The sequence below is a fragment of the Streptomyces sp. A01 genome (genome assembly GCF_059026195.1).
In genome coordinates this window covers 160,280-175,448 of sequence record NZ_JBWLKN010000014.1, presented here as the reverse complement: position 1 = coordinate 175,448, position 15,169 = coordinate 160,280, and the positions used below count along the sequence as shown (strand labels likewise).

Sequence of the window (15,169 nt, the reverse complement as noted above, 5' to 3'; positions counted from 1 at the left end):
CGAGGCAACCGATCCCACCAGGAGTGGATCTGGCGCCACCGAAGCATGTCTGAACTGGCTTCACGTCCCATGCCGTTCAGGCGCTCGTCCGTGAAGATGACTCCCGTCCACACGAAATTCGACCCCCTGAGATCGCCGTACTCCTCGTCCACCCGCGCGAAGAGAACCAGCACATGCAGATCATTCAGGGAAGTCGTCTCGCCACGGACGTCCTCGTATCTGGTCGCCTCCAAGGAGCCTTCGTCCGGGGCCTGAGGTGCGGAACGGGCCTTGACTCGCACGCGGGCCAGCCCGCAGTACCGGTCCTCCGGAGGCCCATCTGCATCAGTGAACGGCGCAGTGCCCGCGCACGCGTCCCACGCCCACCGCTCGCCTCGGCGTTGTCGCGCGAACGCGGCCAGGCCGGGAACCCGTTGAATGACGGAGGCCCAGGGGACAGCCAGGTCGACCGTCAGAGAGCTTGTGGGACCGTTCCATCCGCCTATGGCTGGACCGAATTCACCGGATTCGTCGAATCCAGTGCGTACGGCTCGGGCTCGGTTGCAGGCCGCCGGCACGGACACACTCGGCCAGAGGGCCGTTGGGGTGAGGGACTGTGCCAGGCCGCCGATCGGATTGCTCCTGTCCGTCGCCAGCCCCGCCTTCTGGAGCCGGTCACGCGCTGACCACATCCCAAGTAGGACGTCGCCCAGCATGAGCACATCGTCAGAGGTGTCCATGACGGACGCCGACCTCCCGGTGCAAGACGTAGGGGCGGATACGCTCGTGATACGAATCTCGACAAGCTGAAACTCGACATGTGGCTTGCCTAGTGAACGGAGGTCAGGTGGAGACGCCCGGCGGCGACGTTCTCCTCCAGATGGTCGATCCGGGCGGTGCCGGGGATCGGGAGGATGACCGGAGAGTGGTCGAGGAGCCATGCGAGGGCGACCTGAGCAGAGGTGGCGCCGAGTTCGGCCGCTACGGCGGCGATCTCAGCCGTCGCGTCTGTCGCGGCTCCGGCGACGGGCCGCCACGGCAGGAACGCGATCCCCGCCGCCTCGCAGGCCGCGAGCACGGGCTCGTGCTCGCGGTCCAGCAGGCTGTACCGGTTCTGCACACTCGCCACGTCGACGCTCTTCCGCGCCTCACCGAGCTCGGCGACGGTGACCTCGGACAGCCCGATCCGGCCGAGCTTGCCCTCGGTTTGGAGTTCCCGCAGCGCGCCCAGCTGCTCGGCCAGGGGGATCTCCGGATCGATGCGGTGCAGCTGAAGCAACTCGATCCGCTCGACGCGGAGTCGGCGCAGGGCCTGTTCGACCTGATCACGCAGGACGTCCGGCCGCCCGTCGAGCCTCCACTCGGCGGAGGGGCCCGATCGCGCGACGCCGACCTTGGTGGTGATGAGCAGGTCATCCGCGTAGGGACGCAGCGCTTCGGCGAGGAGTTCCTCGTTGGCTCCCCAGCCGTACATGTGGGCGGTGTCGATCAGTGTGACGCCCAGTTCGACGGCCCGCCGGGCGACGGCGAGGGAGGTCTCGCGGGCCGGGCCCGGCTCGGTGGGCAGCCGCATGGCGCCGAACCCGAGCCGTCGCACGCACAGGTCTCCGCCGATACGGAACGTGGTCGATGTCATCTGCTGTCTCCGCCCCCTCGCTCAGGAGCGAACGTTAGCAGCGTAGTTGACCCTGGCCCGGCCTGCGACGACGGCGTTCAGGATGTTCAGGACGGGGCAAGCGAAGCACGGGGTAAGCGAAGCACGGCGCCATTCCACGTCGGTGAGGGCCATGTCGGCGGGACGTGCGGGGCCGGCGGGCGTGCGGAGGCGAGGTCCATGACGGTGACGTTGGGACCGGTTGCGGGGGCAGGCGCACCATGCCTCAGAGAACTGAGAGCGTGGCCCGCCTGCCCCCGCTGGACCGCACCGGGCTTCCTGAGCGGTTACCGCTTACCGCTTACCCGTTATCCGGCTCACGATGGCCGACCTGGGAACGCGGCACTCCGCCCCTGCCGTGGCGACAGGAGCGGAGGGCCGGAGAGTCACAAGGTGCGTTCGAGGCGGTCCGCCATCAGCGCGACGAAGCGCGAGGGGTCGGTCAGCTCGCCGCCCTCGGCCAGCAGCGCCATGCCGTAGAGAAGTTCGGCGGCCTCCTGGAGACCGGTGTCGTCCTTCTGCTCGGTGTGCGCCTTGTTGAGGCCGCTGACCAGCGGGTGCCCGGGGTTGAGTTCGAGGATGCGCTTGGCGGAGGGGACCTCCTGGCCCATGGCCCGGTACATGTTCTGCAGGGCCGGGGTCACATCGTTCGTGTCCGAGACGACGCACGCCGGTGAGACGGTGAGGCGGGAGGAGAGCCGTACCTCCTTCACGTCCTCGCTCAGCCGGTCCGTCATCCACGTCAGCAGCTCCGCGTACTCCTGCTGCCGCTTCTCGCGCTCGGACTCCGCCTCCTTCTTCTCCTCCTCGGTGTCGAGGTCCACCTCACCCTTGGCGACGGAGCGCAGCTGCTTGCCGTCGAACTCGGGGACGGCCCCGACCCACACCTCGTCGACGGGGTCGGTCAGCAGCAGGACCTCGATGCCCTTGGCGCGGAACGCCTCCATGTGCGGCGAGTTCTCGATGGCCTGCCGGGACTCGCCCGTCATGTAGAAGATGTGCTGCTGCCCGTCCTTCATGCGCTCCACGTACTGCCGCAGAGTCGTCGGCTCGTCCGCGTCATGGGTCGAGGCGAACGAGGAGACACCGAGGATGGCGTCGCGGTTCTCGAAGTCGCTGAGCAGCCCCTCCTTGATGACACTGCCGAACTCCCGCCAGAGCGTGGCGTAGCGGTCGGGGCTGCCGGACATCATGTCCTTGATGGTGGACAGCACCTTCTTCGCCAGCCGCCGGTGCATCAGCTGGATCTGGCGGTCCTGCTGGAGGATCTCCCGCGACACGTTGAGCGACAGGTCCTGCGCGTCGACGACGCCCTTGACGAAGCGCAGGTAGGGCGGCATCAGCGCTTCGCAGTCGTCCATGATGAAGACGCGCTTCACGTAGAGCTGGATGCCGCGCTTGTAACCCTGCATGAACAGGTCCTGCGGCGCGCGCGCCGGGATGAACAGCAGCGCCTGGTACTCGAAGGTGCCTTCCGCTTGCAGCCGGATGGTCTCCAGCGGGTCGGTCCAGTCGTGGCTGATGTGCTTGTACAGCTCGTGGTACTCGTCGTCGCTCACCTCGTCCCGCGAGCGCGCCCACAGCGCCTTCATCGAGTTCACGGTCTCGGGCTCGCGCGCGGCCGCGTCATCGGTGTCGTCGGTACCGGACTCGGCGTCGGCTCCGGCAGCGGGCTCGGCGGTCATCCTGATGGGCCAGGTGATGAAGTCCGAGTACCGCTTGATGATCTCCCTGATCTTCCACGGGGAGGTGTAGTCGTACAGCCGGTCCTCGGCGTCCTCCGGCTTGAGCCGGAGCGTGACCGCGGTGCCCTGCGGCGCGTCGTCGACGGTCTCGATGGTGTACGTGCCCTCGCCGGTCGACGTCCAGCGGGTGCCCTGGCTCTCGCCCGCGCGCCGGGTCAGCAGCGTGACCTCGTCGGCCACCATGAAGCTGGAGTAGAAGCCGATGCCGAACTGGCCGATAAGCCCTTCGGTCGCGGCGGCGTCCCCGGCGTCCTTGGCGTCCTTGAGCTCCCGCAGGAACTTGGCGGTGCCCGAGTTCGCGATCGTTCCGATGAGCTGGACCACTTCGTCGTGCGACATGCCGATGCCGTTGTCCCGCACGGTCAGCGTACGGGCCTGCTTGTCGGCCTCGATGTCGATGTGGAGGTCGGACACGTCCGCGCCGAGCGCGTCGTCGCGGAGCGCTTGGAGACGCAGCTTGTCGAGTGCGTCGGAGGCGTTGGAGACGAGTTCACGCAGGAAAACGTCCTTGTTCGAGTAGATCGAGTGGATCATCATCTGCAGAAGCTGGCGAGCTTCCACCTGAAACTCGAACGTCTCAGTCGGCATAATCCGTGATTCCTTCTCAGGTTCACCAGGTAACGGGTATTGACCTGGGAACTGTAAACCAGCTAGTCATCACGCAACGGCGGTTCGCCTCGTCGTCGCCTGGTCGTGGGACAGAAGCGGAATGCCACTTCGCATTTCGGGTATGGGCTGGGGACTGCTCCCGCCCGCGCTGGGGCCGCACGCGCGGACCGGGCACGCGCGGCCGGGCGCCGACCGGACCGCCCCGTCCCGGCGCGGCCACTCACTCGTAGTCGTACTGCGTCCCGATGCCCAGAGTGCTCTGCATCGGGAGGAGTCCGGTGCCGACGATGTCGAGTACCGGGGGGAGGAGCAGCTCGGCCAGCCGGGATGTCTCGTCGGGAGTGAGCGCGTCCCAGGGGGCGGCGGCGAGTTCGTCGGTGAGCTTCTCCACCGAGGCACGGACGCCGAGCCCTTCGACGGTGGCTGTGCCGTCGGCCTTCACCAGGCCGCGGGCGGCGAGGCGTTCGTGGGCGGCCGTCCACTCCTCGTCGGTCCACCGCCTGCTGCTGAACACCTCCGGCGGCGCGGCGCCGACCGCGGCCTGCGAGACCAGGGACTCGGTGGGGCCGATGCCGTGGGCCTGGAGGGCGGTGATGTGGCCGTCACCGCGGTGCTCGCGCAGGATGGTGGCGGCTCGCCAGAGCGCCATGTGCGGCTCGTCCGGCCAAGGCGCCGGCGCGGCATTGGCGGCGGCCATGGGGCGGCCTGCCGTGTCCGCCGACTCGGCGGCGCGGTGGGCCAGTTCTGCGGCCTCGCGCAGCTCCGGCGAGCCGATCCGGTCGCCGAGCAGCTTCCGCAGGGCGTTGTCCACCGCGGTGCTCCGGGCGTCCACCACCTGCTCGGGCGTGACGTTTCGCCAAGCCGGCGCGGTGTAGCGCTCCACCATCCGCGGACTGAAGCTGTAGAAGAGGGCGTTCACCAGTCGCGGGCCGGCCGGGCCGAGTGGCGCGGCGCGGTAGGCGAAGTAGCTCGGCCAGCGCTCGTCGGTGGCGTAGCCGAGGGCCGCGGCCTCGTCGAAGCTCTCCGGCGCGTAGTAGAGCGTGGCGTGTATCGGCTCCAGCAGCTGCCACATCTGTCGGACCGTACTCAGGGTGTGCGTCATGTCGCTTCCTTCGCCTTCGCCGTCACGCGGCCGCCAAGCCGTCACGCGGCCACCAAAGAACTTGATGGTGTCTAGATTCCCCCACGCCCCTCGTCTTGTCAATGACTACTTGTCAATGTCTAGTTTGCGGAGGCCCGCTGCCGCGTCCACCGCGTTTGCCCTTACGCCGAGCACCGCAGGCAGCGCAGGCTGATCCAGCCCGCGTTCCACCCCGCCCGTCTTGAGCGGTACAGCACGGTGATGGAGCAGGAGATCACCGCGCTGACCGAGCGCTGGCACAACGGCCAGGTGATCGACGCCTTCCCCGGGCTGTACGGCGTCGCCCTGCGCACCGTCATGCGCAGCCTGTTCTCCACCCGGCTCAACCTGGTCGACATCCTGCGACACGAGCAGGGCCACTCCCGCGAACAGGCCCTGAACGAGGCGGCACTGCTCTGCGACCGGCTCACCAACCGGTTCGTCGAACTGCGCGACCGCGTCCTGCCCCACGTAGGCGCCCCGCTGCGCGCCTACGTGGACCACCTCTCCCACCTCATACCCGGGAACCTCGCGTGGGGGCTGACGGCGGGCCGCTACCGCAACCCCGGCGGACGTTCTCCCGGCGCCGTGGCCCTCACCGGCTCCATGGCCGGCACCCGGCCGAACGACACAGGCGCCCCGCCGATCCCGTCCATCGCCTGGTGGTGGGACCCCCTCCTCACCACCTGAACCACCCTGTTCCCCCCCCGCACCGCTCCAGCGCCCCACGAGCCACAGGAGGACAGGTGACCGAAAGCCGTCCGCTCACCGTTGCCGAAACCGGTCTCGCCCTCGCAGGCACCCCGTCCGTCCTGTCCATCGACCTGCGAGGCCCCTTCGATCCCGGGCTGCTCTCACAGGCCGTCCGCCTGCTGTGCACCCAGCACCCGGTACTGAACGCGCGCGTCACCGCCCAGGGCACCGCCCTCCCGCTGACCGCCGATCCGCGGTGGCCCGCGCCCCGGCCGACCCCTCCGGCACGGACCCCGAGGCCGCGAGCGCGCCCTTCGCGGTGGGCGAGCCGCTCCTGCGGACAACGTGGATACCCAAGTCCGCCACCACCCACCAGCTGGTACTCACCGTCCATCACGCCATCAGCGACGGTGTGTGCTCGGCCACGCTGCTCTCCGCACTGCTGAGCGCCTACACCGCGCTCGCCACCGGAGACGACCCGCCGAAGCCGCCGCCGGAGCCGGCACTGCCCAGACCGCTGACGGAACTACTCGCCGAGCGTTACCCGCGCCAGGACGTCACCGCATGGCTGGCCGCCCAGGGAAGGCAGCCCGCCGCCCGGCCCCCACTCGTCCAGCTGCCCACGCTCGCGACGGACCCGCCGGACACCGCCTCCGGAGTCCACCTGCGCGGTAACGAACTGACCGGAGAATCGATCACCGGCCTCGACCGGGCCGCCCGGCAGGCGGGCACCACTGCCCACGGGATGCTGTGCGCGCTGGCACTGCTCGCCGCCCGTACCCAAGTGGAACCCCGACGGGAGCACTGCCACTGACCGTCGGAACACCGGTCGATCTGCGCACCCGGACGACCCCGCCCATCCCGGCGCACCGGATGATGGCCGCCGCCTCCATCACCCAGGCCACCGCCGAGGTGGCCCCCGACACCGACCCGGGACGCCTCGGCCGTACCCTCCACGGCCAGTTCACCACGGCGATACACGACGGCAGCGTCGAACGGCAGGCTGTGGCCATGGACTAGCTGCTGACCGAGCCCGGCGCGCTGCCGTTCACCGTGATCGTCAGCAACATGGCATTCCGGCCCGTTCGCCTGTCGCTGCCCCCCGGCCTGGAAGCCACCCGTTTCCACGCGTTCGCCCCGCCGCCAGGACCCATCCCCGCCCTCTTCGTGATGCGCGCCCAGGAAGCCCTCGGCATCCATCTGGCCATGCCCCGGACCTGGTTCTCCGCCGACCAGGCCACCACCCTCGACCAGGCCCTCAAGCACCAGCTCACCCGAGTGCTGCGGGCTCCCTGAACCACGTTCCCAGCGATCATCTGTGCCCAGACGGCGATGACGTCGAGGGCGCCGGTGCCGTAGCAACCGCCGCCGGCATGTGGGTGGCGGCGGCCGGCGGTGTGGCGATTTCCCGGCCTGTGGAGGCACCGTGACGTTCCATCGATCACAAGGCATCTGAGCCGTATAACCTGGGGAAATGCTCACAGAGGTCACCGCCACGCGGTATGTCACCCCCCTGCGGGAGGGTGGATCGCTGCCCGGGATCGTCGAGGCCGACGATCTTGGCACGTACGTCATGAAGTTCACCGGCGCCGGGCAGGGCCGCAAGACCCTGGTCGCCGAGGTCATCTGCGGACAGCTCGGCAGGCGCCTTGGGCTGCGCGTGCCCGATCTGGTGCGGATGCAGCTCGATCCGGTCATCGGGCTCGGCGAACCGGACCAGGAGGTGCAGGAACTCCTCAAGGCCAGTGGCGGTTTGAACCTGGGCATGGACTACCTCCCGGGTTCGCTCGGCTTCGATCCGCTCGCGTTCGCGGTGGACCCGGTCGAGGCGGGCCAGGTGGTGTGGTTCGACGCGCTCATCAACAACGTCGACCGCTCGTGGCGCAACCCCAATCTGCTGGCCTGGCACGGCGAACTGTGGCTCATCGACCATGGCGCGACCATGATCTGGCACCACAACTGGCCGACGGCGCTCACGGCGGCCGCCAAGCCGTACAACGCCTCCGATCACGTCCTCGCGCCCTTCGGCCCCGATATCGAGGCGGCGGCGAAGGTGCTGGCGCCGCAGGTGACGCCGGAGCTGCTGGCCGAGGTCGCGGCCGACGTGCCCGACGAGTGGCTGCTGGACGAGCCCGGCTTCGAGGGGCCCGGCGGGCCTGACCGGCTGCGGAGCGCCTACGTGGAAGCGTTGCTCGGGCGGGTGGCCACCGTCCATGAGCGGATCACGCTCGGCCCACCCAGTGCGAACAAGCCGACGCAAGCTCCCGCGTGGCTGCGCGGCGGCGCCACGGGAAAGGCCGCGAAGTGACTGGTCTGCACAACGGACGCGATGTCTTCGAGTACGCCGTGCTGCGCGTCGTGCCCCGCGTGGAACGCGGCGAACAGATCAACGCGGGCATCGTCCTCTACTGCCACGCGAAGTCGGTCGTCGCCGCCCGCACCCACCTGGACGAGGACCGGCTGCGGGCGCTCGACCCGGAGGTCGACATCGAGGGCGTACGGGCCGCACTGCGCGCCGTCGAGGGCGTGTGCCACGGCGGCGACGAGGCCGGACAGGCGGCCGGTGACGCGGCGGGGCGGCGGTTCCGGTGGCTGGTCGCACCGCGCAGTACGGTCGTCCAGCCGGGACCCGTACACACGGGTCTGACCACTGACGCTGAGGCGGAGGCCGACCGGCTGCTCGACCTGCTGGTGCGCTGACCCGGCGCACCGTTGACATGCGGTGGCCAGGCTTCTAGCGTCTCGTCTGCTGAACCCTACTAAGCGGTTGCTCAGCTTTCCGGCCGGGTCGTCCGGTCCCGGGTCAGGGCGCCGCTTCCGAGGCGAGGAGAACCCGCATGTCCACCACCGAGCAGCGCGTCGCCATCGTGACGGGCGCGGCCCGCGGCATCGGCGCGGCCACCGCCGTGCGTCTGGCCGCCGAGGGCCGCGCCGTCGCCGTACTCGATCTCGACGAGACGGCCTGCAAGGACACCGTCGAGAAGATCACAGCGGCGGGTGGCAAGGCCCTCGCCGTCGGCTGTGACGTCTCCGACTCGGCCCAGGTGGAGGCCGCCGTCGCCCGCGTCGCCGCTGAGCTCGGCGCGCCGACGATCCTCGTCAACAACGCGGGCGTCCTGCGTGACAACCTGCTGTTCAAGATGAGCGACAGCGACTGGGACGCCGTGATGAACGTGCACCTGCGGGGCGCGTTCCTGATGGCCCGCGCTTGCCAGAAGCACATGGTGGACGCGAAGTTCGGCCGCGTCGTGAACCTGTCGAGCAGCTCCGCCCTCGGCAACCGCGGCCAGGCCAACTACTCCGCCGTCAAGGCCGGGCTCCAGGGCTTCACGAAGACCCTCGCGATCGAACTGGGCAAGTTCGGCGTCACGGCCAACGCCGTCGCCCCGGGCTTCATCGTGACCGACATGACCGCGGAGACGGCCGCCCGGGTGGGCATGGACTTCGAGGAGTTCCAGGCCGCCGCGGCCACCCAGATCCCCGTCCAGCGCGTCGGCAGGCCGGAGGACATCGCCGGTGCTATCGCCTTCTTCACCGGCGAGCAGGCCGGTTTCGTCTCCGGCCAGGTCCTGTACGTGGCCGGCGGCCCGCTCAACTGACGCGAGGGAAAAATCATGACTACAGCGGACAACGGCAAGGTCGCCCTCATCACGGGCGGCAGCCGGGGCATTGGTTACGGAGTCGCCGAGGCGCTGGTCGCGCGCGGTGACCGGGTGTGCGTCACCGGGCGCAACGAGGAAGCGCTCAAGGAGGCCGTGGAGGCGCTGAGCGCCGCGGCCACCGGGCCCGAGGGCCAGGGCAGGGTGATCGGCGTCGCGGGCAAGGCCCATGACGAGGCGCACCAGGCGGTGGCCGTCGAGCGCGTCATGGAGACGTTCGGCCGTGTCGACTACCTGGTCAACAACGCCGGTACGAACCCCGTTTTCGGCCCGATCGCCGAACTCGACCTCGGGGTCGCCCGCAAGGTCTTCGAAACGAACGTGATCTCCGCGCTCGGCTTCGCCCAGCAGACCTACAAGGCGTGGCAGAAGGAGAACGGCGGCGCGATCGTCAACATCGCCTCCGTCGCCGGAGTGGCACCGTCCCCGTTCATCGGCGCCTACGGGATGAGCAAGGCCGCGATGGTCAACCTCACCCTGCAGCTCGCACACGAGATGGCGCCGCTGGTACGGGTGAACTCCATCGCCCCCGCGGTCATCAAGACGAAGTTCGCCGCCGCCCTGTACGAGGGGCGCGAGGAGGAGGCCGCGGCTTTCTACCCGCTCGGACGGCTCGGGGTGCCGAAGGACATCGGCGGTGCCACGGCGTTCCTGCTGTCCGAGGACTCGGGCTGGATCACCGGGCAGACGCTGGTCATCGACGGCGGGCTGTTCCTGAACGCGGGCGTCTGACGGGTCGCTCCCCAGGGCGGGCGGCCGTTCCCGGCGTGGGGCCGGCCCGCCCTCGGCGTGGGTGGCCATCGCGGCTCCGGCCCCTGACGGACCGGAGCCGCCGAGGCCGCCCGCCCGGTTCTGACGGCTGTCGACCGGCCGCCGTGCGTCCACTGTCAGTGGCCGGGGGTACGTTCGTATCGTCAAGCACGAACGGACCGGAGGACCCCCAAGTGACCGACATGCTGCCCGAGTCCTGGCAGGACGTCCTCGGCGAAGAGCTGCGGAAGTCCTATTTCACGCAGCTCACCGACTTCGTCGAGGAAGAGCGGGCACGGGGCCCGGTGTACCCGCCGCGTGAAGAGGTCTTCGCCGCGCTGGACGCCACCCCGTACGACCAGGTCAAGGTGCTGATCCTCGGTCAGGACCCGTATCACGGCGCGGGCCAGGGGCACGGGCTGTGCTTTTCTGTCCGGCCGGGTGTGAAGACCCCGCCCTCCCTGCGCAACATCTACAAGGAGCTGCGGGACGAGCTCGGCCATCCCGTCCCCGACAACGGCTACCTCATGCCGTGGGCCCGGCAGGGAGTGCTGCTGCTCAACGCGGTGCTGACGGTCCGCGCGGGCGAGGCCAACTCCCACAAGGGCAAGGGATGGGAGATCTTCACGGACGCGGTGATCCGCGCCGTCGCCTCCCGGCCCGACCCGGCGGTCTTCGTCCTCTGGGGGAACTACGCGAAGAAGAAGCTGCCCCTGATCGACACGGAGCGGCACATCGTGGTGCAGGGCGCGCACCCGTCGCCGCTGTCGGCGAAGAAGTTCTTCGGCTCCAAGCCCTTCACACAGATCAACGAGGCGGTCGCGGCCCAGGGACACCAGCCCGTCGACTGGCGGATACCCGACCTCGCCGCCCAGTAGCGCGGTCGGCTCCAGGGCCGGAAGCCACGAGGGAAGGGCGCCGGGGCGCCATCGCCGGGACCCCGACGTGGGAGCCCGCCCGCGCGATCCGGGCGGGCCCGCGCCGGGCGCCTGAGAGAGATCGCCGACAGCTGCGGCTAGCGTCGGCAGACCGGGGGATCACCGGACGGGACAGGCGGGAGGCGGCAGTGGTGGAGCGGGCGGAGCGGCAGGAGGCGTCGGAGGACGCCATGATGACCCGGATCGGCCAGGCGGCCATGCTGCACCGGGGCGGCGACCGGGAAGAGGCGCGCAACCGGTTCGCGGCCCTGTGGCAGGAGCTCGGCGCGGACGGCAACCCGCTCCACCGCTGCACCCTGGCGCACTACATGGCCGACACCCAGGACGACCCCTCCGACGAGCTGGCCTGGGACCTGCGGGCACTGGCCGCCGCCGACTGGCTGACCGGTGCGGGAGCCGGGCTGACTGATGCGGGGGCAGAGCTGACCGGTGCGGGAGCCGGGCAGGCCGGGCGGGAGGCGGCCGCCGCGACGATCAAGGGCTTCTACCCGTCGCTGCACCTCAACCTCGCCGCCGACTACGCGAAGCTCAATCAGCGAGAGGCGGCACGCGCGCAGCTCGACCTGGCCGAGGCGGCCTGTGGCGTCCTCGGCGACGATCCGTACGGCGACGGGGTGCGCGCCGCCATCGGGCGCATGGAGCGGCGGCTCTCCGGCGCGGGGGACGAGCCCGCGCCGCCGGGTGGAACGCCGCCGGGTGGACCGCTGCCGTAGCCGTGCGGCGGTGGCTCGTGGGGGCAGCTCGGAGCCGGGCCCGTGGAGTGAGCGTGCGTGCGGAGCGAGGGACAACGTGCTGGTCAGAGGCGCCCATCCGGCACGTATGCTGCCGAGACACAGCATCCGCACATCATGGTGAGAGCGCGCGCCCCTCATATGAGGCGTGCATGGAGCGCGCGCCAGGCGCGCATGAGGAGGGCTCGTGAAGGTTGGCTGCATCGGCCTCGGAGACATCGCGCGGAAGGCGTATCTGCCGGTCATCACCGCCCAGGCCGGCGTCGAACCGCACCTGATGACCCGCACCCCGGCCACCCTGCACAGCGTCGGCGACGCCCTGCGCATCCCCGAAGCACACCGCCACGCCGACCTGGACGCGCTGCTCGCCGCCGGTCTCGACGCCGCCTTCGTCCACGCGCCCACCGCCGTGCACGCCGAGATAGTCTCCCGCCTCATCGAAGCCGGAGTGCCGACGTACGTGGACAAGCCGCTCGCGTACGACCTGGCTGCCAGCGAACGGCTGGTCGGCCTCGCCAGGGACCGGCAGGTCAGCCTCATGGTGGGCTTCAACCGCCGCTACGCGCCCGGCTACGCCCAGTGCGCCGACCATCCGCGCGACCTGATCCTCATGCAGAAGAACCGCGTCGGCCTCGCCGAAGACCCCCGCACGCTCGTGCTGGACGACTTCATCCACGTGGTCGACACGTTGCGCTTCCTCGCGCCCGGGCCCGTCGAGCACATCGACGTGCGCGCCAGGATGCGCGACGGGCTCATGCACCACGTCCTGCTCCAGCTCTCCGGTGACGGCTTCACGGCCCTGGGCACGATGAACCGGATGAGTGGTTCCACGGAGGAGATACTGGAGGTCTCCGGTCAGGACACCAAGCGGCAGGTCCTCAACCTCGCCGAGATAGTCGACCACAAGGGCCAGCCGAGCGTGCGCCGCCGCGGGGACTGGGTGCCCGTCGCCCGGCAGCGGGGCATCGAGCAGATCACCCAGTTCTTCCTTGACGCCGTACGTGCCGGGAAGCTCCTCGACGCGGGCGACGCCCTCCTCACGCACGAGCTGTGCGAACGCGTCGTCACGGAGGCGCTGGCGGCCTAGCCTGGGCCGGTCCGGCGATCTTGCCGGGGAGCCCCTGTTCGTGCGTAGCGGACCGCGGGTGCGTCGTGGCTGGTCGCGCGGTTCCCCGCGCGCCTGACGGGGCAGACCCCTTCGCTGGGCCAAAGCCGCCTCCCCGCTGCCGCCGCCTCGCCTTGGTGCTGGGCCCAGCCGCCCGGCCGAGGCGAGGCGTCCGCCCGGGGCGGTCGCCTCTGGCTTCAGCGGAGCGCGGGTGCCCGAGGAGGGGCGTCCGCCGTCCGTCGGGGCCCGGGCCGCCTGACTTTCCGGAGGGCCGCCGCCGCGCCCGCGACGACGAGTGCCGTGAGCGCCCCGTACAGCGGCCAGGCGCCGATCCGGACATATGGGCTCGTGCCCTGGCCGAGTGGCACGTCGTAGACGGCTGCCGCACTGCGGTCGGTGCCGAGCTGCCCGCCGACAGCGGTGCCGCGCGGCCCGAAGACCGCGCTCACGCCGGTCAGCGTGGCGTGCGCGGCCGGCCGCCAGGTCTCGGCCGCGCGCAAGGCGGCCAGTGAGGCGTGCTGGCTGGGAGCCCAGCTGTGCTGGAACGAGGAGGTGGCGGACTGGGCGATCAGCAGTTGCGCGCCGTCGCGCACCAGTCGTCGGCTCATGTCCGGGAACGCCGACTCGAAGCACACCAGTGGGCCGAGCCGCAGCCCCCCGGCGTTGATGCCGCCCGCCGCATGTCCTGGACCCTTCCCTGCTCCCGTCCCGGTCGTGTCCCCCGCGTCGCCCGCCTTTCCCGGACCCCTCGTGTTGTCACCGTCCGGCAGCCGCATGATGACGGACTGCGTGCCGCGCCTGCGGTCCTCACTCGCCGCCTTGCCCACGGAGGTGGCCCAGCCGAGGAAGGACCGGACGGGGATGTACTCGCCGAACGGCACCAGCCGCATCTTGTCGTAGCGTTCGCCGGTCGGTCCGGACGGGCCGACCAGCACCGAGCTCTTGAAGATGCCGGGCTGGTCCGCGCGCCGCGCGTCCACGTTGACCAGCAGCCGCGCGTCCACGTCGCGTGAGAGCGCGGCCAGTCGGCGCCGCAGATCAGGGCGCTCTCGCAGATCCTCGCCCACGCTGGACTCACCCCAGATCACCAGGTCGGCACCGCTTCCGGCGAGGCTCCGGGTCAGCTCCTCACCCCGGTCGAAGCGCTCCTCGCCGTCGTTGATCACTCCCGGCTGCACCACCGCGACCCGTACGGTGCCGCTCTCTCGCGGCACCGGTGCCCACGTCCACACTCCGGCGACGGCGGCGGCGCACGCGGTCAGGCCGGTGACGGCGGCCAGCCGGAACCGTGGCAGCGCGAGAAAGGCGGCCAGCGCGGTGTTCACCACGACGATCAGCAGGCTCGGCAGCCATACGCCACCCACAGACGCCAGCCGCAACGCGGGCTCCACCTGCCATTGACTGGCCCCGAGCAACCCCCATGGACCGCCCAGATACTGCCAGGACCGCACCAGCTCGACCATCAGCCACCCGGACGGCACCAGCACGAGCGCCGCCACCGCCCCGCGCCCGCCACCTCGCCACCGCACCGCTCCACCAGACCGCCCCACCGACTCCGGCTCCGTCGCCGCTGTCGTCACCACTGCCGCTGCCGATGCCGACGGCTGCGACGGCGCCGATGCTGACGCCAACGCCGGCACCGCCGCACTCACCGCACCCGATGTCCGGGCAGCTCCCGGCGGTGCGCCGAGCATGCGGTGCACCAGCCATCCCCACGGCGCCCACAACGCGCCGAGCAGGGCGGCCACCACCACGATGAACACATGCATGCTCGGCAGCAGCCAGTGGTGCACCGCCAGCAGGAAGCCGACTCCGCCGAGCCAGCCGTCGAACGCCGCCCTCCGGCCATCCGGCGCCGAGCGGATCAGCAGCAGCCACGGCACGAGGGCCACGTAAGCCAGCCACCACAGCGATGGGGCGGGGAAGGCCAGAGCGGGCAGCGCCCCGGCCGACACGGCGGCGGCGCCTCGATACCACCGCGAGGCGAGGAGCCCCTTCACGGGGTACGCCGAGACCAGCACGTCGCGCCTCCCTTGTTCTGCCTGGTCACCAGTGTGCGGGAGGGAGGCGATCACGCACAGGGGGCGTACGCCATGGCGCGGAGGCAGGGGAGGGCCGCGGCCCGCGACCCGACCGGGACCAGGCACGATGTCCGCATACACCGCGACCGGCTCCGCCTCGCTGGG

Annotated in this window: 15 protein-coding genes; 11 read left to right on the top strand and 4 right to left on the bottom strand. The window is 70.6% G+C overall.

Annotated features, from left to right (window positions below; translation table 11 throughout):
- Nucleotides 1-808 precede the first annotated feature (808 nt).
- From AC5P1B_RS20640 to AC5P1B_RS20630, 3 genes are all read right to left on the bottom strand, one after another.
- The gene (locus AC5P1B_RS20640) at nucleotides 809-1,615 is read right to left on the bottom strand and encodes an aldo/keto reductase (RefSeq protein WP_493888787.1); all 807 of its coding nucleotides are present in this window, start codon (nucleotides 1,613-1,615) and stop codon (nucleotides 809-811) included.
- Between the two features lie 404 nt (nucleotides 1,616-2,019).
- Nucleotides 2,020-3,966 carry a molecular chaperone HtpG gene (htpG, locus tag AC5P1B_RS20635; RefSeq protein WP_493888786.1) on the bottom strand — a complete coding sequence of 649 codons (1,947 nt, stop codon included), beginning with the start codon at nucleotides 3,964-3,966 and terminating at the stop codon, nucleotides 2,020-2,022.
- A 241-nt stretch (nucleotides 3,967-4,207) separates the two neighbouring features.
- Nucleotides 4,208-5,089: an SCO6745 family protein gene (locus AC5P1B_RS20630; protein WP_493888785.1), complete on the bottom strand. Its 882-nt coding sequence runs from the start codon at nucleotides 5,087-5,089 to the stop codon at nucleotides 4,208-4,210.
- A gap of 240 nt (nucleotides 5,090-5,329) precedes the next feature.
- Here AC5P1B_RS20630 and AC5P1B_RS20625 point away from each other — a divergent pair, with 240 nt between their 5' ends.
- From AC5P1B_RS20625 to AC5P1B_RS20575, 11 genes are all read left to right on the top strand, one after another.
- On the top strand, nucleotides 5,330-5,797 hold the full coding sequence (locus AC5P1B_RS20625) for a hypothetical protein (protein WP_493888784.1): 468 nt from the start codon (nucleotides 5,330-5,332) through the stop codon (nucleotides 5,795-5,797).
- Nucleotides 5,798-6,056: 259 nt separating this feature from the next.
- Nucleotides 6,057-6,614: a condensation domain-containing protein gene (locus AC5P1B_RS20620; RefSeq protein WP_493888783.1), complete on the top strand. Its 558-nt coding sequence runs from the start codon at nucleotides 6,057-6,059 to the stop codon at nucleotides 6,612-6,614.
- Nucleotides 6,551-6,820, top strand: a complete 270-nt coding sequence (locus AC5P1B_RS20615; protein WP_493888782.1) for a phthiocerol/phthiodiolone dimycocerosyl transferase family protein — start codon at nucleotides 6,551-6,553, stop codon at nucleotides 6,818-6,820. Before AC5P1B_RS20620 ends, AC5P1B_RS20615 begins: the two co-directional genes overlap by 64 nt.
- Before the next feature lie 48 nt (nucleotides 6,821-6,868).
- Nucleotides 6,869-7,096, top strand: coding sequence for a hypothetical protein (locus AC5P1B_RS20610; protein ID WP_493888781.1), 228 nt, complete (start codon nucleotides 6,869-6,871; stop codon nucleotides 7,094-7,096).
- 178 nt (nucleotides 7,097-7,274) lie between these two features.
- Complete coding sequence (locus AC5P1B_RS20605; protein WP_493888780.1) at nucleotides 7,275-8,108, top strand: HipA family kinase; 834 nt, start codon at nucleotides 7,275-7,277, stop codon at nucleotides 8,106-8,108.
- On the top strand, nucleotides 8,105-8,500 hold the full coding sequence (locus AC5P1B_RS20600) for a DUF3037 domain-containing protein (RefSeq protein WP_493888779.1): 396 nt from the start codon (nucleotides 8,105-8,107) through the stop codon (nucleotides 8,498-8,500). Before AC5P1B_RS20605 ends, AC5P1B_RS20600 begins: the two co-directional genes overlap by 4 nt.
- Nucleotides 8,501-8,637: 137 nt before the next feature.
- A complete protein-coding gene (gene fabG, locus AC5P1B_RS20595) occupies nucleotides 8,638-9,399 on the top strand; it encodes a 3-oxoacyl-ACP reductase FabG (protein WP_493888778.1) in 762 nt (253 codons plus the stop codon).
- 15 nt (nucleotides 9,400-9,414) lie between these two features.
- Nucleotides 9,415-10,191: an SDR family oxidoreductase gene (locus AC5P1B_RS20590; RefSeq protein ID WP_493888777.1), complete on the top strand. Its 777-nt coding sequence runs from the start codon at nucleotides 9,415-9,417 to the stop codon at nucleotides 10,189-10,191.
- Between the two features lie 221 nt (nucleotides 10,192-10,412).
- The gene (locus AC5P1B_RS20585) at nucleotides 10,413-11,087 is read left to right on the top strand and encodes a uracil-DNA glycosylase (protein ID WP_493888839.1); all 675 of its coding nucleotides are present in this window, start codon (nucleotides 10,413-10,415) and stop codon (nucleotides 11,085-11,087) included.
- Nucleotides 11,088-11,317: 230 nt separating this feature from the next.
- Complete coding sequence (locus AC5P1B_RS20580; RefSeq protein ID WP_493888838.1) at nucleotides 11,318-11,860, top strand: hypothetical protein; 543 nt, start codon at nucleotides 11,318-11,320, stop codon at nucleotides 11,858-11,860.
- A gap of 205 nt (nucleotides 11,861-12,065) precedes the next feature.
- Nucleotides 12,066-12,965 (top strand): Gfo/Idh/MocA family protein, encoded by a 900-nt coding sequence (locus tag AC5P1B_RS20575; RefSeq protein WP_493888776.1) that lies wholly within the window; start codon nucleotides 12,066-12,068, stop codon nucleotides 12,963-12,965.
- Nucleotides 12,966-13,180: 215 nt separating this feature from the next.
- Here AC5P1B_RS20575 and lnt read toward each other — a convergent pair whose 3' ends face one another.
- Nucleotides 13,181-15,004, bottom strand: a complete 1,824-nt coding sequence (gene lnt, locus AC5P1B_RS20570) for an apolipoprotein N-acyltransferase (protein WP_493888837.1) — start codon at nucleotides 15,002-15,004, stop codon at nucleotides 13,181-13,183.
- Nucleotides 15,005-15,169 lie beyond the last annotated feature (165 nt).

Coding starts and splice junctions, on each gene's coding strand:
- htpG (WP_493888786.1), bottom strand. CDS start 3,966: ATGCCGACTGAGACGTTCGAGTTTCAGGTGGAAGCTCGCCAGCTTCTG.
- AC5P1B_RS20610 (WP_493888781.1), top strand. CDS start 6,869: ATGGCATTCCGGCCCGTTCGCCTGTCGCTGCCCCCCGGCCTGGAAGCC.
- AC5P1B_RS20605 (WP_493888780.1), top strand. CDS start 7,275: ATGCTCACAGAGGTCACCGCCACGCGGTATGTCACCCCCCTGCGGGAG.
- AC5P1B_RS20590 (WP_493888777.1), top strand. CDS start 9,415: ATGACTACAGCGGACAACGGCAAGGTCGCCCTCATCACGGGCGGCAGC.
- AC5P1B_RS20625 (WP_493888784.1), top strand. CDS start 5,330: ATGGAGCAGGAGATCACCGCGCTGACCGAGCGCTGGCACAACGGCCAG.
- fabG (WP_493888778.1), top strand. CDS start 8,638: ATGTCCACCACCGAGCAGCGCGTCGCCATCGTGACGGGCGCGGCCCGC.
- AC5P1B_RS20630 (WP_493888785.1), bottom strand. CDS start 5,089: ATGACGCACACCCTGAGTACGGTCCGACAGATGTGGCAGCTGCTGGAG.
- AC5P1B_RS20640 (WP_493888787.1), bottom strand. CDS start 1,615: ATGACATCGACCACGTTCCGTATCGGCGGAGACCTGTGCGTGCGACGG.
- AC5P1B_RS20580 (WP_493888838.1), top strand. CDS start 11,318: ATGATGACCCGGATCGGCCAGGCGGCCATGCTGCACCGGGGCGGCGAC.
- AC5P1B_RS20585 (WP_493888839.1), top strand. CDS start 10,413: ATGCTGCCCGAGTCCTGGCAGGACGTCCTCGGCGAAGAGCTGCGGAAG.